This window comes from Streptomyces hamibioticus, from assembly GCF_047946815.1.
GTDB lineage: Bacteria > Actinomycetota > Actinomycetes > Streptomycetales > Streptomycetaceae > Streptomyces.
Map to the genome: position 1 here is coordinate 1006980 of NZ_JBKKQY010000001.1, position 16787 is coordinate 1023766.

Annotated in this window: 19 protein-coding genes and 1 tRNA gene; 10 read left to right on the top strand and 10 right to left on the bottom strand. The window is 73.6% G+C overall.

The window, feature by feature from the left end; genetic code table 11:
• Positions 1-41 precede the first annotated feature (41 nt).
• Positions 42-812, top strand: a complete 771-nt coding sequence (gene cobF, locus ACLGIH_RS04600; protein ID WP_416523924.1) for a precorrin-6A synthase (deacetylating) — start codon at positions 42-44, stop codon at positions 810-812.
• 138 nt (positions 813-950) lie between these two features.
• Here the strand turns inward: cobF and ACLGIH_RS04605 are convergent, their stop codons facing one another.
• The 4 genes from ACLGIH_RS04605 to ACLGIH_RS04620 form a co-directional block, all read right to left on the bottom strand.
• Complete coding sequence (locus ACLGIH_RS04605; protein ID WP_416523925.1) at positions 951-1706, bottom strand: cobalt-precorrin-6A reductase; 756 nt, start codon at positions 1704-1706, stop codon at positions 951-953.
• 20 nt (positions 1707-1726) lie between these two features.
• Positions 1727-2500, bottom strand: coding sequence for a sulfite exporter TauE/SafE family protein (locus ACLGIH_RS04610; protein WP_416523926.1), 774 nt, complete (start codon positions 2498-2500; stop codon positions 1727-1729).
• Positions 2501-2563: 63 nt separating this feature from the next.
• Positions 2564-4078: a long-chain-fatty-acid--CoA ligase gene (locus tag ACLGIH_RS04615; protein WP_416523927.1), complete on the bottom strand. Its 1515-nt coding sequence runs from the start codon at positions 4076-4078 to the stop codon at positions 2564-2566.
• A 142-nt stretch (positions 4079-4220) separates the two neighbouring features.
• Positions 4221-5408, bottom strand: a complete 1188-nt coding sequence (locus ACLGIH_RS04620; protein ID WP_416523928.1) for a thiolase family protein — start codon at positions 5406-5408, stop codon at positions 4221-4223.
• 203 nt (positions 5409-5611) lie between these two features.
• Here ACLGIH_RS04620 and ACLGIH_RS04625 point away from each other — a divergent pair, with 203 nt between their 5' ends.
• The 7 genes from ACLGIH_RS04625 to ACLGIH_RS04655 all read left to right on the top strand — a co-directional run bounded on the left by ACLGIH_RS04625 (position 5612) and on the right by ACLGIH_RS04655 (position 10951).
• The gene (locus ACLGIH_RS04625) at positions 5612-6421 is read left to right on the top strand and encodes an alpha/beta hydrolase (RefSeq protein WP_416523929.1); all 810 of its coding nucleotides are present in this window, start codon (positions 5612-5614) and stop codon (positions 6419-6421) included.
• Between the two features lie 125 nt (positions 6422-6546).
• Positions 6547-7029 (top strand): Dps family protein, encoded by a 483-nt coding sequence (locus ACLGIH_RS04630; RefSeq protein WP_416523930.1) that lies wholly within the window; start codon positions 6547-6549, stop codon positions 7027-7029.
• Positions 7030-7112: 83 nt separating this feature from the next.
• Entirely contained in the window at positions 7113-7445 is a 333-nt protein-coding gene (locus ACLGIH_RS04635) for a DUF3140 domain-containing protein (RefSeq protein ID WP_416523931.1), read from the top strand.
• A 2-nt stretch (positions 7446-7447) separates the two neighbouring features.
• Complete coding sequence (locus tag ACLGIH_RS04640) at positions 7448-8095, top strand: endonuclease (RefSeq protein WP_416523932.1); 648 nt, start codon at positions 7448-7450, stop codon at positions 8093-8095.
• A gap of 515 nt (positions 8096-8610) precedes the next feature.
• Positions 8611-9447: a hypothetical protein gene (locus ACLGIH_RS04645; RefSeq protein WP_416523933.1), complete on the top strand. Its 837-nt coding sequence runs from the start codon at positions 8611-8613 to the stop codon at positions 9445-9447.
• 93 nt (positions 9448-9540) lie between these two features.
• Positions 9541-10353, top strand: a complete 813-nt coding sequence (locus ACLGIH_RS04650) for an SAM-dependent methyltransferase (RefSeq protein ID WP_416523934.1) — start codon at positions 9541-9543, stop codon at positions 10351-10353.
• Positions 10354-10423: 70 nt separating this feature from the next.
• Positions 10424-10951, top strand: coding sequence for an NUDIX hydrolase family protein (locus ACLGIH_RS04655; protein WP_416529279.1), 528 nt, complete (start codon positions 10424-10426; stop codon positions 10949-10951).
• Between the two features lie 98 nt (positions 10952-11049).
• On the opposite strand, the gene ACLGIH_RS04660 is transcribed toward ACLGIH_RS04655, so the two are convergent.
• A tRNA-Pro gene (locus ACLGIH_RS04660) sits at positions 11050-11123 on the bottom strand.
• A 149-nt stretch (positions 11124-11272) separates the two neighbouring features.
• Between ACLGIH_RS04660 and ACLGIH_RS04665 the strand changes: the two genes are divergently transcribed.
• Together ACLGIH_RS04665 and ACLGIH_RS04670 are read left to right on the top strand one after the other, a co-directional pair.
• Positions 11273-11980, top strand: a complete 708-nt coding sequence (locus tag ACLGIH_RS04665; RefSeq protein WP_416523935.1) for a transketolase — start codon at positions 11273-11275, stop codon at positions 11978-11980.
• 115 nt (positions 11981-12095) lie between these two features.
• Positions 12096-13016, top strand: coding sequence for a transketolase family protein (locus tag ACLGIH_RS04670; protein ID WP_416523936.1), 921 nt, complete (start codon positions 12096-12098; stop codon positions 13014-13016).
• 63 nt (positions 13017-13079) lie between these two features.
• Here ACLGIH_RS04670 and ACLGIH_RS04675 read toward each other — a convergent pair whose 3' ends face one another.
• The 5 genes from ACLGIH_RS04675 to ACLGIH_RS04695 are packed head-to-tail and all read right to left on the bottom strand — an operon-like array spanning position 13080 to position 16750.
• Complete coding sequence (locus tag ACLGIH_RS04675; protein WP_416523937.1) at positions 13080-13439, bottom strand: MmcQ/YjbR family DNA-binding protein; 360 nt, start codon at positions 13437-13439, stop codon at positions 13080-13082.
• Positions 13440-13469: 30 nt separating this feature from the next.
• On the bottom strand, positions 13470-14000 hold the full coding sequence (locus ACLGIH_RS04680; RefSeq protein ID WP_416523938.1) for a GNAT family N-acetyltransferase: 531 nt from the start codon (positions 13998-14000) through the stop codon (positions 13470-13472).
• The gene (locus tag ACLGIH_RS04685; RefSeq protein ID WP_416523939.1) at positions 13997-14572 is read right to left on the bottom strand and encodes a helix-turn-helix domain-containing protein; all 576 of its coding nucleotides are present in this window, start codon (positions 14570-14572) and stop codon (positions 13997-13999) included. Before ACLGIH_RS04685 ends, ACLGIH_RS04680 begins: the two co-directional genes overlap by 4 nt.
• A gap of 46 nt (positions 14573-14618) precedes the next feature.
• Positions 14619-15521 carry a LysR family transcriptional regulator gene (locus ACLGIH_RS04690; protein ID WP_416523940.1) on the bottom strand — a complete coding sequence of 301 codons (903 nt, stop codon included), beginning with the start codon at positions 15519-15521 and terminating at the stop codon, positions 14619-14621.
• Positions 15522-15550: 29 nt separating this feature from the next.
• Entirely contained in the window at positions 15551-16750 is a 1200-nt protein-coding gene (locus tag ACLGIH_RS04695; protein WP_416523941.1) for a glycine C-acetyltransferase, read from the bottom strand.
• Positions 16751-16787: the final 37 nt, after the last annotated feature.

Sequence of the window (16787 nt, forward strand, 5' to 3'; positions counted from 1 at the left end):
CCGGCGTCGGCCCGTTCCGGAGTGTGCGGCAGACTCGGAGCGTGCGGAAGATTCATGTCATCGGTATCGGTGCGGGCGACCCCGACCAGCTGACCCTGCAGGCGGTCCGGGCGCTGCGCGGCACGGACGTGTTCTTCGTCCTGGACAAGGGCGAGGCGAAGGCGGACCTGGTGCGGCTGCGCCGGGACATGCTCCGGGCGCACGTGCCGGAGGGGACGTACCGGATCGTCGAGGCGCGCGACCCCGAGCGGGACCGCGGCGCGGGCGGTGCGGCGTACTCCCCAGCGGTCGGTGACTGGCGCAGCGCCCGCGCCGACATCTACGAACGGCTGATCGCCGAGGAACTGGACGCGGACGGGACCGGCGCGTTCCTGGTGTGGGGCGATCCCTCGCTGTACGACAGCACGCTGGGGATTCTCGAGGAGATCCTCGACCGGGGCCGGGTGGACTTCGCGTACGACGTCGTACCGGGCATCAGCAGCGTCTCGTCCCTCGTCGCCCGGCACCGTACGGGGCTGAACCGCGTCGCGCGGCCGGTGCAGATCACGACGGGCCGGCGGCTGGCGGAGGGCTTCCCCGAGGGGGTGGACGACGTCGTGGTCATGCTCGACGCCCACCAGACGTTCCGGCGGTACGCGGACCAGGACATCGACATCTACTGGGGGGCCTACCTCGGCACCCCGGACGAGATCCTCGACTCCGGCCCGATCGCCGAGGCCGCACCGCGCATCGAGCGGCTGCGCGCCGAGGCACGGGAGCGCAAGGGCTGGATCATGGACACGTACCTGCTGCGCCGCAACCCGAAGGACTAGGCGCCCGAAGGAGCAGTCAGCCTGAGGGAACAGCCGCCACGAAGGAGCGGGCGCCACAAGGAGCAGGCGCCCCAAGGAGCGGACCGGCCGAGGGAGCGGGCCGGCCCCGGGACGGTCCGCTCCCGACTGCGCGGCCGGCTACGGCGCCGGCGGCGTGCCGAGGCCCAGGTGGCCGAGGACGGCCGGCACGTCGGGCACCGCCCGTACGCCCTCCGGGAGCGGGGGCCGGCGGACGATCACGACGGGCAGGGACAGGTCGCGGGCCGCGGTGAGCTTGGCCGCGGTGGCCGCTCCCCCGCTGTCCTTGGTCACCAGGACGTCGATGCGGTGGGCACGGAGCAGGGTTGTCTCGTCGGCCGGTGTGAACGGTCCCCGGGCCAGGACGACGTGGGTGTCCGGGGGCAGGGGAGGGTCCGGGGGTTCCACCGACCGTGCGACGAAGTGCAGTTCCGCCAGGTGGGCGAAGGCGGCGAGGCCGAGGCGGCCGGTGGTGAGGAGCACGCGGCGGCCCAGCGGCGGCAGCAGGTCCGCCGCCGCGGCCAGGGACGGGACGGGGTGCCAGTGGTCGCCGGGGCCCGCCCGCCAGCCCGGTCGGCGCAGGACGACCGCGGGGACGCCGGTCGCCGCGGCGGCCCGGGCCGCGTTCGCCGTGATCGAGGCCGCGAACGGGTGCGTGGCGTCGACGAGGGCGTCCACGCGCTGCTCGCGCAGCCAGTCGGCCAGCCCCTCGGCGCCGCCGAATCCGCCGATCCGCACGTCCCCCTCCAGGGCTCCGGGGCGGGACACGCGCCCCGCGAGCGAGGTGGTGACGCGGACGCCGGGCCGCGCGGCCAGCTCGGCGGCCAGCCGCCGGGCCTCGGTGGTGCCGCCGAGGATCAGTACGTGCGGGGACATGGCGCCGAGCGTACGGGGCGTCAGCCCAGCAGCAGCTGGAGGCCCCCGACGACCGTCGCCGCGATCACGAGCCGTTCGAACAGCCGCTGGTTCATCCGGTGCGCCGCCCACCTGCCGAGCAGCGCACCCGGCACCACGAACGCCACCAGCGCCGCGTCCAGGAACAGCGAACGGGCGTCGATCAGGCCGAGACCGGCGCTGAAGGGGAGCTTGGAGACGTTCACGATCAGGAAGAAGAAGGCCGAGGTGCCCAGGAAACCGAGCTTGCGGAAGCCGGCGGCGAGGAGATACATCGACATCACCGGCCCGCCGGCGTTGGCGACCATGGTGGTGAAGCCGCCCAGGACGCCGTACGAGCGGGCCTTGGCGCGGCCCGCCCGGCCGGTGACCGCCTCCGGTCGCGCCGCCGCGTCGGCCTGCCGCCGGCGCCACACGGTCACGCCCGCCATCAGCAGCAGGATGGCCCCGATCGAGGTGCGGACGGCCCCGTCGCCGGCCCAGGCCAGGAAGACCGTGCCGACGACCACGCCGACCCCGACCGCCGGGAACAGCCGCCACAGCGTGGGCCAGTGCGCGTGCCGGCGGTAGACGAGGACGGCCAGCACGTCACCGGCGATCAGCACGGGCAGCAGGATGCCGGTGGAGGCGCGGGCGGGCAGCACCGCGGCGAAGATCGCCAGGCTGACGGTGTTGGCCCCGCTCACGGCCGTCTTGGAGAAGCCGACGAGCAGGGCCGCGAAGGCGAGGGCGGCGAACTGCCAGCCGGTGACGTGCCAGAGGGTCATGGTGTCCATCGCGGGCACCGATGCTACGCACACCTAACCGTCGCCCGTAAGGACCGTCTCGCCAGATGATCCTTAGGCCCCGTCGGCGTACCGCACCCGCAGCTCCCGCTTGAGCACCTTCATGCTCGGACCCAGCGGCAACGCGTCCGTGAACTCCACCCGGCGCGGGTACTTGTGCTTGCCGAGGTGCTCCTTGGACCACTCGGTGATCTCGTCACCGGACACCGCGGCGTCCGGGGCCGGGACGACGACGGCGCACACCTCCTCGCCGTGCAGCTCGTCCGGCAGGCCGATGACGGCGACCTGGGCGACGCCCGGGTGGCGCGCCAGCACCTCCTCGACCTCGCGCGGGTAGACGTTGTAGCCGCCGCGGATGATGACGTCCTTCTTGCGGTCGACGATCCTGAGGAAGCCCTCGTCGTCCTTGGTGCCGAGGTCGCCGGTGCGGAACCAGCCGTCGACGAGCGCCGCGGCGGTGGCCTCGGGGCGGCCGAGGTAGCCGGAGAAGACGTTGTGGCCGCGGATCACGACCTCGCCCAGCTCGCCGGGCGGCAGCAGTTCGACGCGTTCCTCGGCCTCGGCGCGGGCGATCTCGACGTCGACGCCCCACAGGGGGTGGCCGATGGTGCCGGGCTTCGCCCCGAAGACCGGCTGGTTGACGGCCGCCGCCGGGGAGGTCTCGGACAGCCCGTAACCCTCGTAGACCTTCGCCCCGAAGGCCTCCTCGAACCGCTCCAGCACGGCGACCGGCAGTGAGGCGCCGCCGGAGATGCACACCCGCAGCCCGGGCAGCGCGCCGGCCTCGGCCGCCGCGGCGGCGAGCGCGACGAACATGGTGGGCACTCCGTGGAAGGTGTTGACCTTCTCCTTCACCATCAGCTCGATCGCGCGGGCCGCGTCGAACCGCGGCAGCAGCACGAGGGTCGCCCCGGCACGCCAGGTGGAGTTCATGGAGACGGTCTGCCCGAAGGCGTGGAACAGCGGCAGGGCGCCGAGCGCGACGTCGTCGGGCCGGATGTCGTTGGCGTCGAAGGCGTTGACGGTCGCGTTCATCACCAGGTTGAAGTGGCTGAGCACGGCGCCCTTGGGCACGCCGGTGGTGCCGCTGGTGTAGAAGACGACGGCCGGGTCGTCGGCGTCGCGGGTGACGTACGACGTGAGCGGCTCGGCGTCGGCCGCCAGCTTGCCGAACTCCTCGCCCAGGGTGACCACCCGCACCCCGGCGGCCCGGGCGGCGGCCGTGCCCGTCTCCGCCTGCGCCGGGTGGCACAGCAGCAGGGTGGCGCCGCTGTCGGTCAGCACGTGCTCGACCTCGGCCGGCGACAGCAGCAGATGAACGGGGACCACGACGCCGCCCGCCGCGGCGACGGCGTAGTAGGCCTGCGGGAAGTCGGCGGTGTTGGGCGCCATCAGCGCGACGCGGTCCCCCGGCCGTACGCCGAGTCCGACGAGGGCGCCGGCCTGCGCGCGGGCCCGCTGCCACACCTCCGCGAAGGTCAGCCGCAGCTCGCCCTCGACGAGTGCTTCCTTGCCGGGACGGCGGCGGGCGTTCTCGGCGAGAACGGCGGCGACGGAGAGGGTTGCCATGGGGTGTTGCTCCGTTTCTTTCTGCGGACGGCGGTAGTGCGGCGCTCCGAGGGGCACGGGGCTGTGTCGGCATGCGGCTCCGCCACGGGGGCGCGACCGGCCATCGAGCACCGCGGGCCGGCGACGGCCGAGCGCGAAGCGCTCAGGGCCTCTCGACCAGCACCGCGCTCCCCTGCCCCACCCCGACGCACATGGTCGCCAGCCCGCGGGCGGCCCCGGTGCGCCGCATCCGGTGCAGCAACGTGGTCAGGATGCGGGCCCCCGAGCAGCCGAGGGGGTGACCCAGCGCGATGGCCCCGCCGTAGGGATTGACCAGCTCGGGATCGATGCCGAGCTGCTCCACGCACGCGAGCGCCTGGGCCGCGAACGCCTCGTTGAACTCGGCCTCCCGCACGTCCCCGACGGTCCAGCCGGCGCGGGCCAGCGCCTTGCGGGTGGCGGGGACCGGGCCGATGCCCATGACGTCCGGGTGGACCCCGGCCGAGGCGCCGGCGACGTAGCGGCCCAGCGACTCCAGCCCGAGGTCGTTCAGCACCTCCTCGCTGACCAGGAGCAGTCCGGCGGCCCCGTCGTTCATCGGGGAGGCGTTGCCCGCGGTGACGGTGCCGCCGGCGCGGAAGACCGGCTTCAGCCGCGCCAGCTTCTCCGGCGAGGTGTCCTCACGGATGCACTCGTCGCTGTCTACGACGACGCCGTCCGGCCGCTCCACGGGCAGCAGTTCGTCGTCGAAGTGGCCGTTCTTGCGGGCCTCGGCGGCCAGCCGGTGGCTGCGCAGCGCGAACTCGTCCTGCCGTTCCCGGGGGACGCCGTACCGCTCGGCGACCTCCTCCGCCGTCTCCCCCATGGACAGCAGGCCGTGCAGTTCCTTCATCGCCGGGTTGACCAGGCGCCAGCCGAGCCTGGTGTCGGCGGTCTCGATGCGGTGCGGCAGCGCCTCGTCGGGGCGGGGCAGGACGAACGGGGCGCGGCTCATCGACTCCGAACCGCCGGCGAGCACGATGTCGGCCTCACCCGCGGCGACGGTGCGGGCGGCGGTGGTGACCGCCTCCAGCCCGGAGGCGCAGAGCCGGCTGACCGTGGCGCCGGGCACCGACTCGGGCAGGCCGGCGAGCAGCGCGGCCATCCGGGCCACGTTGCGGTTGTCCTCGCCGGCCTGGTTGGCGGCGCCCCAGTAGACGTCGTCGATGCGCGCCGGGTCGAGGGCCGGGACGTCGGCGACCAGACCGCGGATCACGGCGGCGGCGAGGTCGTCGGGCCGCACGGAGGACAGGGCGCCGCGGAGCTTGCCGATCGGGGTGCGGCGGGCGGCCGCGAAGTGGACGGGACGCACGAAGGATCTCCTGACCGTCGTCGCTCGGTCGCCGGCGGGTCGGGGCGCCGGGCGGACCTCCACGAGCCTTGAGCAGTACCCCACGTAATTAGCACTGCTAGTTTTGGACTATAGACCGCGGGCCGCCCCCTGGGAAGATCCCCCCGAGGCTTGGGTAGGTATCCGGGGACCTGCACCGACGCAGCCCGAGGAGTCGAGAGGCCATGGCCGACACCCGCGAACACGTCCTGACCGGAACCCGGGGCCGCATCACCGCCCGCGAGTGGCGCGGAGCGCGGCCCCGCTACGTGGCGCTGCTGGTCCACGGGTACGGCGAGCACATCGGCCGGTACGAGGAGGTGGCCGGGGCGCTGGTGGCGCACGGTGCGGCCGTGTACGGGCCGGACCACGTCGGGCACGGGAAGTCGGACGGCGAGCGGGTCCTGATCGAGGACTTCGAGGACGTGGTCACCGACGTGCACACCGTGGCCGGGCTCGCGCGGGCGGCACACCCCGGGCTCCCGGTGGTCATGGCCGGGCACTCGATGGGCGGCCTGATCGCCTCCCGCTATGCCCAGCGCCACCCCGGCGAGCTGTCCGCGCTGGTACTGTCCGGGCCGGTCATCGGCGACTGGGAGCTGCCCCGGCAGGTGCTCGCCCTCGACGAGATCCCCGACATCCCGATCAGCCCGTCCGCGCTCTCCCGCGACCCGGCGGTCGGGGAGTCGTACGCGGCGGACCCGCTGGTGTGGCACGGGCCGATGAAGCGGCCGACGGTGGAGGCGTTCGTCCGGACGCTGGGCACCGTCGCCGAGGGCGGGGACGTGGGCCGGCTCCCGCTGCTGTGGCTGCACGGCGACGACGACCGGCTGGTGCCGCTGTCCGGCAGCCGTCCCGGTGTGGAACGGCTCAGCGGCGGACATCTGACCGAGCGGATCTACCCCGGCGCCCGGCACGAGGTGTTCCTGGAGACCAACAGGGCCGAGGTCCTCGCCGACCTCACGCGATTCCTGGACGGCGTCCTGCGGCAGTGACGGCGTTTTGCCCTGGTGTGCGAGGGGCACCCGTGCCGCCGGAGCGGTCGCGCCGCGCATCCCCGACCGTCCGCGCGGCGCCGCTCCGCACACCACAGCCGATGCCGCAAGGAGAGAAGCACCGTATGACTGTCGTGAAGAGCACGATTCCGGAGTCGGCCCGCCAGGTCACCGGGGACGCGCTGCAGGGCACGCTCGTGGATCTGCTCGGGCTCTCCCTGATCGGGAAGCAGGTGCACTGGAACATCGTCGGACCGCGCTTCCGCTCGATCCATCTGCAACTCGACGAGGTGGTGTCCACGGCCCGGTCGTACGCCGACACGGTCGCCGAGCGTTCGGCCGCCCTGGGCGTGCCCGCCGACGGCCGTCCGGAGACGATCGCGTCGACGTTCACGCTGCCCGGCGCCAAGGAGGGCTGGGTGCGCGACAGCGACGTCGTCGCGCTGATGGTGGAGAGCCTGGAGGCCGCCGTCGCCCGGCTGCGCGAACGGATCGACGCCACCGAGAAGGCCGACCCGGTCACCCAGGACCTGCTGATCTCCATCACCGCCGACCTGGAGAAGCAGCGCTGGATGTTCGACGCGGAGAACTGGCCCAGGAAGGACTGACCCGGGGCCCGACCGGACGCACGGACGCACGGACGCACGTGCACAACGTACGCACCTACGCACGACGAAAAAGGGGCAACCTCATGGCCGACGCCCTGGAACTCGACGCGCTGTGGGAGGACTTCCACCGCGTGGTGAACATGACCTCCGCGGAGCTGGCCGCCTGGCTGCGGGTCCGCGACGCCGACGAGCAGACGGAACCGCTGCCGGAGGAGGCGGGCTCGCCCACCGGGCAGCACGTGCTGGCGATCCTGCAGAAGCGGCGCACCGACCTGACCGAGGACGACCTGCGGGTGATGCGCAAGGTCGTGGACTCGGTCACCGCGCAGACCGACGTGGAGAACGAGCCCGAGGCCGAGACCACCCGCCGCAGGCACCGGCTGATGACACTCGGGCACGATCCGCTGAAGGCGTAGCCGTGGACCGCGACGAGCGCGTCGTACGGGAACTCGTGGACGCACACGGGCGGACGTACGCCGAGGAGGCGGGCATCCGGCTGCGGGACACCCCGCAGCCGCTGTACCGCCTGCTGGTCCTGGCCCATCTGCTCAGTGCCCGCATCCGCGGCTCGATCGCGGTGGCCACCGCCCGGGCGCTGCAGGAAGCGGGACTGAGCGATCCGCGCCGGATGGCCGGGGCCGACTGGCAGGAGCGGGTGGACGCGCTGGGCCGGGGCGGCTACCGGCGCTACGACGAGCGGACCGCCACCCAGCTCGGCGAGGCCGCCGAGCTGCTCACCGAGCGGTGGGGCGGGGACCTGCGCCGGCTGCGCGAGGAGGCGCACGGCGAGGCCGGTGAACTGAGCCGGCTGCTCCAGGAGTTCCCCGGCATGGGCCCGGCCGGTGCCGACATCTTCCTGCGCGAGGTGCAGGGCGTCTGGCCGGAGGTGGCTCCCTACCTGGATCGCAAGGCGTTGCAGGGCGCGGAGCGGCTGGGCCTGCCGAAGGACCCCGGCCGGCTCCTGGACGCGGCCGGGAAGACCGACCCGGCCGTGCTCGCCGCCGCGTTGGTGCGGGCCTCGCTGGACAAGGACGTGGTCGAGGACGCCACAGAGCGGGCCGGATGACACCGCGGGCCCGACCGCCCGGCACGTGACCGCCGCCGGGAGCACGGCGCGGCGGCCGGGCACGTGACCGCCACCGGGAGCACGACACGGCCGCCAGGCACGTGACCGCCTCCGGGCGCGGAAACGCGGCCGCCGGGCGCAGGGGACGCCGCCCCGGACCCGAAAGACCTGGCCGCCCGACAGGCACGGAGGACGCGGCCCCCGGTCGCGGTGACGCGTGGCCGCCAGGCTCGAAAGGCTCGAAAGACCCGGGCGCCCGGCCCAGGGAACGTGGCCACCAGGGGCGGTGGCGAACGCGGCCACCATGCGCGGTGGCGAACGCGGCCGCCAGGGGTGGTGGCGAACGCGGCCGCCAGGGGTGGTGGCGCGGCTGGTCGCGGCGCGACGTGGGTGCCCGGCGCGGGGTACATGGCCGCCCGGCGCCCGGCGTCCCCCGATCGGTCCCGTGCGCTGGTGGTCCCACGGCAGCGGTGATGCCCTGAGGACACGCGCCACGTTCCCAGGAGGCATCCCCGATGAGCCGTCGTCCCGCCCACCCCGTCCGTGTCCTCGCCTCCGCCCTCGCGGCGGGCGCGCTGCTGACCACCGCGGCCTGCTCGGGCGGCGCCCGTGACTCCTCCGGCACTACGAGGGCCGACGCTTCACCCGCCGCCGAGCGGGCCGAGGCCGCCGGCCGGCAGACCACCAGCCCCTCCCCCGGCACCCTCACCGAGGACGGGGCACGGGCGGCTCTGCTCACCGAGGCCGACCTGGAGGACGACTGGCAGCACGTCGACGACGCCGCCACCTGGCGTGACCGCATGGTCGTCGCCGAAGTGGACGTCTCCGAGTTCCTGAGCGCCGAGGCGGACGCCGCGGACTGCCAGCGGCTGCTCGACTCCCTCTACAGCGACGCGTTGCTGGGCAAGCCGTCGGGGCCGTCGGCGGTCACCGGCTTCCAGCAGGGCGACTCCCGCCTCTTCGAGCAGATCGCCGCCTACGACCGGGGCAAGCTGGACGACTCCCTGACCTGGCTGGACCAGTTGCCCGTGAAGTGCGACGAGTTCACGGCCACCGGGTCCGACGGCGAGAAGCGGACCGTCCAGGTGACCGAGGCGTCGGTCCCCGACGTCGGCGACGCGCGCGAGGGCGTGCACGTGACGGTGCAGGGTCCCGCCGCCGGCAACCCGGCCGAGCTCTCCCTGAACCTCTCCGCCGTACGCGTGGGCAGCAGCGCCATGACCCTCACCGTCGGCGGGCTCTCCGGGGACGAGCGGGCCACCTTCGACCGGGCGACGAAGCTGGGCGCCCAGCGTCTGCAGGAGGTCATGGCCGGCCGGACGCCCGACGCGGACCCCACCGGCCTCTACTGAGCGTCCGGCTCCGTTTCCGTTTCCCGGGACAGGGAGATCACCCGGCGGCACAATGGGCGGCGACGGCGGAACGGGCGCGAAGGAGCTTCAGACGTGAGCCAGGGCCACACCCCGACGAGTGGGTCCGCAAGGCTGAACACCGGTGTGGCGCACAACGCGCGCGTGTGGAACTACTGGATCGGCGGCAAGGACAACTACGAGGTCGACCAGCAGGTCGGTGAGCACGTCGCGGACATGTTCCCGGTCATCCGCGAGGTCGCCCGGGCCGACCGCTGGTTCCTGCGCAGGGCCGTCCGCTTCCTGGCCGAGGAGCAGGGGATACGCCAGTTCCTCGACATCGGCACCGGGTTGCCGACCGCCGCCAACACCCACGAGGTCGCCCAGCGGATCGCACCCGAGGCGCGGATCGTCTACGTCGACAACGACCCGATCGTGCTCACCCACGCCCGCACCCTGCTGACCGGCACCCGGGAGGGCGCCACCGACTACATCGACGCCGACGTGCGCGATCCGGAGGCCATCCTGGAGCGCGCCGGGCAGACCCTGGACTTCTCCCGGCCGGTCGCCGTGATGATGCTCGGCATCCTGAACTTCGTACTCGACGACGACGAGGCGCGGCAGATCGCGCGCGGCGTCATGGCGGCCGTCCCCTCCGGCAGTCACCTGGCCCTCACCCACCCCACCCACGACGCCGAGTTGGGCGGCGAGGGCCAGATCCCGGCCATGAAGTTCTGGAACGAGAACGCCACCCCGCCGATCACCGCCCGCGGCCGCGCGGACATCGCCGCGTTCTTCGAGGGACTCGACCTGCTCGACCCCGGGCTGGTGTCCTGCTCGCAGTGGCGCCCGGAGCCCGACTCCCCCGCCGCCGTACCGCAGTTCGGCGCGGTGGCCGTGAAGCCCTGAGCCCGGGGTCGCGCCGGAGCGGCACACAGGAAGCGGGACACGTCGAAAGTATGATCAAGCGATGTCTGACATGACCGAAACCACGCCGGGTTGGCTGACGACCGACGAACTCGAACTCGTACGCGCCCGTATGCCGGTCCTGTACGTCGAGGCCGTGCCGGTGCGCGTCGACGACAGCGGCGAAGTCACCAGCGTCGGCCTGCTGCTGCGCATCGGCCCCGACGGCACGGTCAGCCGGACGCTGGTCTCCGGCCGGGTACTGCATCACGAACGGGTCCGTGACGCCCTGCTGCGCCACCTGGAGAAGGACCTCGGACCGGTGGCGCTCCCCCGGGTCCCGGCCTCCCTCCAGCCGTTCACGGTGGCCGAGTACTTCCCGACGCAGGGCGTCACGCCGTACCACGACCCACGCCAGCACGCAGTGTCCCTCGCCTACGTCGTCCCGGTCACCGGCGACTGCCGGCCCCGGCAGGACGCGCTCGACCTGGTCTGGTTCAGTCCGCGGGAGGCGCTGTCGCCGGCGGTGCAGAGCGAGATGCCGGGCGGGCACGGGGTGCTGCTGAAGCAGGCGCTGGCGCATGTGGGCTGCGTGGCCTGACGCCCCGCCGTCCGGTCCACGAAGCCGTCTCCTCCACGAAGCCGTCCGATCCATGAAAAAGTCCTCGCGGACCACTGTCCGCGAGGACTTCTCAGTTGTCGGGACGACAGGATTTGAACCTGCGACCCCTTGACCCCCAGTCAAGTGCGCTACCAAGCTGCGCCACGTCCCGTTGCCCGCCTGACCTGGGGTTTCCCCCGGCCGAACGTGCAGGAAAACCATACCGCACTCAGGCCGGTGGTCGCGCACCGCTTTACGGGGCACGGCCATCCGGACCCGGCGCTTGACCTCAAGTTTGGTCGAGGTTGCACGATCGTGGGCATGACGACGACCGACGAGCGCGGGCGCACCCACGGCTACGCCGACCTGCCCGGACTGATGGCACTGATGACGGGCGACGAGAAGCACGGCCCCGCGGCGACGTCCACGCTGGACGTGCTGTGGGTGCTCTACGACCGGGTGCTGCGAGTGGCCCCGGAACGGATGGACGACCCCGGCCGGGACCGGTTCCTGCTGTCCAAGGGGCACGGGCCGATGGCGTACTACGCCGTACTGGCCGCCAAGGGCTTCGTGCCCGTGGACTGGCTGCCGGGCTTCGGCTCCTACGACTCGCCCCTCGGGCACCATCCCGACCGCACGCTGGTGCCGGGGACGGAGATCGGCAGCGGCTCCCTGGGCCACGGTCTGCCGATCGCCGTGGGCACCTCGCTGGGACTGCGCGCCCAGGGACTCGACGAACCCCGGGTGTGGACCCTGATCGGGGACGCCGAACTGGACGAGGGCAGCAACCACGAGGCGATCGCCTTCGCCGGGCCCGCCGGGCTGGAGCGGCTGCACACGGTGGTGGTCGACAATTCCTCCGCCAGTCACGCCCGGCCCGGCGGCATCGCGGCCCGCTTCGAGGCCGCGGGCTGGTCGGCGGTCACCGCCGACGGGCGGGACCACGAGGCGCTGTACGCCGCGTTCACCGCGCCGCATCCGGGCCGGCCGCACGTGGTCGTGGCCCGGGTGGAGCCGAAGTCCGCCTGACCGACCCTGCCCTTCCCCCGGCCCTCTTCCCCCTCCCCCTTCCTCCTCCCTCCCCTCCTTCTGCCTTTCTCCTCCCCCTCCCTCTCTTCCCTCGTCGTCCCAGGAAGGTCCCCTCATGGACACCATGCGTGACCGTTTCGCCCCTGTCGTCTCCCGGCTGCTCGACGAGGATCCGCGCGTCGCCGTCGTGCTCGCCGAGATCGGTGTCGCCGGCTTCGACGAGGCGCGGCACCGCCACCCCGACCGGGTGATCAACGTCGGCATCCGCGAGCAGCTGCTCGTGGGGGCCGCGGCGGGGCTGGCGCTGACCGGGCTGCGGCCCGTCGTGCACACCTTCGCCAGCTTCCTCGTCGAGCGGCCCTTCGAGCAGGTCAAGCTGGACCTCGGGCACCAGGACGCGGGCGCGGTGCTGGTGAGCGCCGCCGCCTCCTTCGACTGGCCGGCTGGCGGCTACACCCACATGGCACCGGGGGACGTGGCGCTGCTCGACACCCTGGACGGCTGGACGGTGCACGTCCCCGGGCACCCGGACGAGGCCGAGACGCTGCTGCGGCACGCCGTCGCGGCCGGGGACGACAAGGTGTACGTGCGGCTGTCGGTGCAGGCGAACGCCGGGGCGCACCCGGTCGACGGGAGGCACTTCCACACCGTCCGCGAGGGCGGCTCCGGTGTGGTGATCGCCGTCGGGCCGGTGCTGGACGAGGTGCTCACCGCCACCGAGGGTCTCGACGTCACGGTCCTGTACGCCACGACCGTGCGCCCCTTCGACGCCGACACGCTGCGCCGGGCCACCCGGACGGCCGGGACGGACGTCGTCCTGGTGGAACCGTACCTGGCGGGCACCTCGACCGGGGCAGTCAACGACGCGCTCTCCGACGCCCCCCACCGGGTGCTCGGCCTCGGCGTGGGCCGCCGCGAGCTGCGGCGGTACGGGACCGTCGAGGAGCATGTCGCCGCGCACGGGTTGGACGCCCGGTCGCTGCGGGAGCGGATCGGCGGCTTCGTCGGTGCCCGCGCGGTGCCGGCCGGAGCGTGAGGGCGCGGGCCCCGCACCGGCCGGTGGGGCGCTGACACAGTCCGAGGGGCGGCGGGCGGCCTCTCAGCCCGTGGGCGGCAGCCCCAGCCGGGGGTGGGCCTCCAGCAGGCGGGACGGCGCGGCCTGCCGCCAGGAGTCGGCGAGGATGTCCCTCAGCTCGTCCTCGCCCTCCAGCGCCGCGAGGCGGACCCGCACCCAGGCGAACTGCGCCTCGTGGCCGGCGATCCAGAACTTCTCCGGTTCGGCGAGGGCCAGTTCGTCGCGCTCCTCCTTCGGACAGCGCACGGCGATGGAGGTCTCGTCCTCGGGCAGCGTGGCGAACATCTTCCCGGCGACCCGGAACGTGGGCATGCTCCAGGCGATCTTCTCCGTGGTGTCCGGCAGGGACAGGGCGATACGGCGTACGTCTTCGGCGTCCGGCATGGCAGGCACCGTAGCCGCTGCCACTGACAGTCACCCGCCGGGCCGGGGGAGGAGCCGTTTGAAGTAGAGCGTCGTCGGCCGCAGCAGTCCCTGCGGGTCGGCCGCGTAGTCGGGGATCTCGCCCGCCCGGGTCCAGCCCGCGGTGCGGTAGAGGTGCTCCGCGGGGCTTCCGGTCTCGGTGTCCAGGTGGAGCAGGGTGAGTCCGGCCGCGGCGGCGGCCTCCTCGGCGGCGGTCAGGAGCCGGCGGCCCACACCCCGGCCGCGGGCGTCCCGGCGGACCATCAGCTTCACCAGCTCGGCACGGTGCCGGCCGTTGGGCTTGTCGGGCAGGGCCAGGCTCACCGTCCCGGTGATCCGCTCGCCGTCGCGGGCCACCCATACGGCGAGCTGCCCGGCGGCCACGGCGGCGGCCCGGCCCCGCCACCAGGCGACGGCGGCCGCGCGGTCCAGCGGCGCGAGGAAGCCGACCGAGGCACCGCCGGCCACCGTGTCGGTCAGCAGGTCGGCCAGCTCCTCCGTGATCCGCGTCAGTCGGTCCGCGTCGAGTCGGCGCACGGTCACGGCAGCACCACCGCCAGCGCGTAGCGGGCCGCCTCGGGGCCGGGGCACCGGAACCGCGTCGGTCCCCACACCCGCAGCCGCAGGCAGTCGCCCGTGCCGACCTGGTGCCCGGTGTCCTGTGCCGTCACCTCCAGCTCCCCCGTCAGGACCCAGATGTGCTGTTCCAGGCCCGGTACCGGCGGCCGGTCGTAGGCGATGCCGGCGCCCGCGGCGAGCCGCCCCTCGACGAGTTCGCCGCGCAGGCCCGCGTGCGGCGGGGAGACCGATCGGCGGACGAAGCCGGAGGCCCGGTCCTCCCAGACCGGCTGGTCGGCGGCCCGCACGAGCGGCGCGGGCCGCGCCTCGACCTCGCTGAGCAGCTGGGACATGGTCCGTCCGTAGACGGCGCACAGGCGGTTCAGGAGGGCGGCGGTGGGGCTGGTCTCCGCCCGCTCGGCCCGGGACAGCGTGGACCGGCTCACTCCGCTGCGCTCCGCCAGCTCCCCCAGCGACCAGCCGCGTTCGGCACGCAGTCCGGCCAGCCGGGCACCGAGCAGCGCGTCCACAGCATCCGTATCCGTGGCGTCTCTCATATACGGGACGCTATCCCGGAGATGAGACGCCCGTGTTACGGAACGCTCACTCCCGGGCCGCCCGCTCCAGTGCCTGGAGCACCGGCCGGATCAGCGGGTGTTCCTCAGCGCCCCGGCGTACGGCCGCGAAGACCCGGCGGGTGGGGGCGTCCCCGTCGACGGGGCGGACGACCGCTCCGGTGAGGTCCGTGCCGTGCAGCGCCGAGCGCGGGACCAGGGCCACGCCCGCCCCGGCCGAGGCAAGGGCCACCACCGCCCGGAAGTCGTCCGAGGAGTGCTCCATACGGGGCTGGAAACCGGCGTTCTCGCAGGCCAGGACCACCACGTCATGGCAGGGGTTGCCGGGGTAGGGACCGATCCACGGGTCCTTGGCCAGCTCCGCGAGCGGTACCTCGGCGGAGCCGGCGAGGCGGTGGCCGACCGGGACGACCGCGTCGAACGGCTCGGCGTACAGCGGGACATGGGTCAGCCGGGGGTCGTCGGCGGGCGGGGCCCCGCGGTACTCGACGGCGACGGCCACGTCGACCTGCCGGTCCAGCACCATCGGCAGGCTGGCGTCGCCCTCGGCGTCCTGGACCCGGATGCGGATACCGGGCGCCGACGCGGCCAGAGAGGCCACCGCCGGGGCGACGACCAGGGCGATGCCGGTGGCGAAGGAAGCGACGGTGACGGTGCCGGCCTGCCCGGAGCCGTAGGCGGCCAGCTCGGCCTCGGCCCGCTCCAGCTGGGCGAGCACGGCGTTGGTGTGGCTGAGCAGGATCTCGCCGGCCGGGGTCAGCCGTACGCCCTTGGCGCCGCGCTCGACCAGGCGGTGGCCGGTCTCCTGCTCCAGGGCGGACAGCTGCTGGGAGACCGCCGACGGGGTGAGATACAGCGCGGCGGCAGCCGCCGTCACCGTACGGTGGTCCGCCACCGCACGGAGGATGTGCAGCCGCCGCGCTTCGATCACGGGATCGATTCTCTCAGGTCACCGGCGCATCAGGCGTCGAGCTGCTCCCGCGCGGCCACGAACGCGTCCACCGCGCGGTCGACGTCGTCCGTGGAGTGGGCGGCCGAGAGCTGGACCCGGATGCGGGCCTGGCCCTGCGGGACGACCGGGTAGGAGAAGCCGATCACGTACACGCCGCGCTCCAGCAGCAGTTCGGCCATCCGGCCCGCCCGCGCCGCGTCGCCGATCATCACCGGGGCGATGGCGTGGTCGCCGGGCAGGACGTCGAAGCCCTCCTCGGTCATCCGGCGGCGGAACAGCGCGGTGTTCTCGGCGAGCCGGACCCGCAGGTCGTCGGCCGACTCCAGCAGGTCGAGCACCTTGAGCGAGGCGGCGGCGATCACCGGGGCGAGGGTGTTGGAGAACAGGTACGGCCGGGAGCGCTGGCGCAGCAGGGCGACGATCTCGGCGCGGGCGGCGACGTAGCCGCCGGAGGCGCCGCCGAGGGCCTTGCCGAGGGTGCCGGTGATGATCTCCACGCGGTCCATGACGCCGTGCAGCTCGGGCGTGCCGCGCCCGCCGGGGCCGACGAAGCCGACGGCGTGCGAGTCGTCGACCATGACCATCGCGTCGTAGCGGTCGGCGAGGTCGCAGATCTCGCGCAGCGGGGCCACGTAGCCGTCCATGGAGAACACGCCGTCGGTGACGATCAGGCGGCGCCGGGCGCCTCCTTCGACGGCCTCCTTCAGCTGCCGTTCCAGGTCGGCGAGGTCGCGGTTGGCGTAGCGGAAGCGGCGGGCCTTGGACAGGCGGATCCCGTCGATGATGGAGGCGTGGTTGAGGGCGTCCGAGATCACCGCGTCCTCGGGGCCGAGGAGGGTCTCGAAGACACCGCCGTTGGCGTCGAAGCAGGAGGAGTACAGGATCGTGTCCTCCTGGCCGAGGAAGGCCGACAGCCGGGCCTCCAGCTCCTTGTGCACCTCCTGGGTGCCGCAGATGAAGCGCACGGAGGCCATGCCGTAGCCCCAGCGGTCCAGGGCCTGGTGCGCGGCGGCGATCACCTCGGGGTGGTCGGCGAGGCCGAGGTAGTTGTTGGCGCAGAAGTTGAGCACCTCGCCGGGACGGCCGCCGGCGGTGACGTTCACGGTCGCCGACTGCGGGGTGCCGATCACGCGCTCCGGCTTGTGCAGGCCGGCGGCGCGGATCTCGTCGAGGGTGGCGCGCAGGTCGTCGCGGACTGAGTCGAACACGGAAAGCTCCAAAGGGGTGCGGCTGGTGCGGCGGAAC

Bases quoted from the DNA above. Each gene is read 5' to 3' on its own strand.
- ACLGIH_RS04605 (WP_416523925.1), bottom strand. From the start codon at position 1,706: ATGTCCCCGCACGTACTGATCCTCGGCGGCACCACCGAGGCCCGGCGG.
- ACLGIH_RS04610 (WP_416523926.1), bottom strand. From the start codon at position 2,500: ATGGACACCATGACCCTCTGGCACGTCACCGGCTGGCAGTTCGCCGCC.
- ACLGIH_RS04615 (WP_416523927.1), bottom strand. From the start codon at position 4,078: ATGGCAACCCTCTCCGTCGCCGCCGTTCTCGCCGAGAACGCCCGCCGC.
- ACLGIH_RS04625 (WP_416523929.1), top strand. From the start codon at position 5,612: ATGGCCGACACCCGCGAACACGTCCTGACCGGAACCCGGGGCCGCATC.
- ACLGIH_RS04630 (WP_416523930.1), top strand. From the start codon at position 6,547: ATGACTGTCGTGAAGAGCACGATTCCGGAGTCGGCCCGCCAGGTCACC.
- ACLGIH_RS04635 (WP_416523931.1), top strand. From the start codon at position 7,113: ATGGCCGACGCCCTGGAACTCGACGCGCTGTGGGAGGACTTCCACCGC.
- ACLGIH_RS04645 (WP_416523933.1), top strand. From the start codon at position 8,611: ATGAGCCGTCGTCCCGCCCACCCCGTCCGTGTCCTCGCCTCCGCCCTC.
- ACLGIH_RS04655 (WP_416529279.1), top strand. From the start codon at position 10,424: ATGACCGAAACCACGCCGGGTTGGCTGACGACCGACGAACTCGAACTC.
- ACLGIH_RS04665 (WP_416523935.1), top strand. From the start codon at position 11,273: ATGACGACGACCGACGAGCGCGGGCGCACCCACGGCTACGCCGACCTG.
- ACLGIH_RS04670 (WP_416523936.1), top strand. From the start codon at position 12,096: ATGGACACCATGCGTGACCGTTTCGCCCCTGTCGTCTCCCGGCTGCTC.
- ACLGIH_RS04675 (WP_416523937.1), bottom strand. From the start codon at position 13,439: ATGCCGGACGCCGAAGACGTACGCCGTATCGCCCTGTCCCTGCCGGAC.
- ACLGIH_RS04685 (WP_416523939.1), bottom strand. From the start codon at position 14,572: ATGAGAGACGCCACGGATACGGATGCTGTGGACGCGCTGCTCGGTGCC.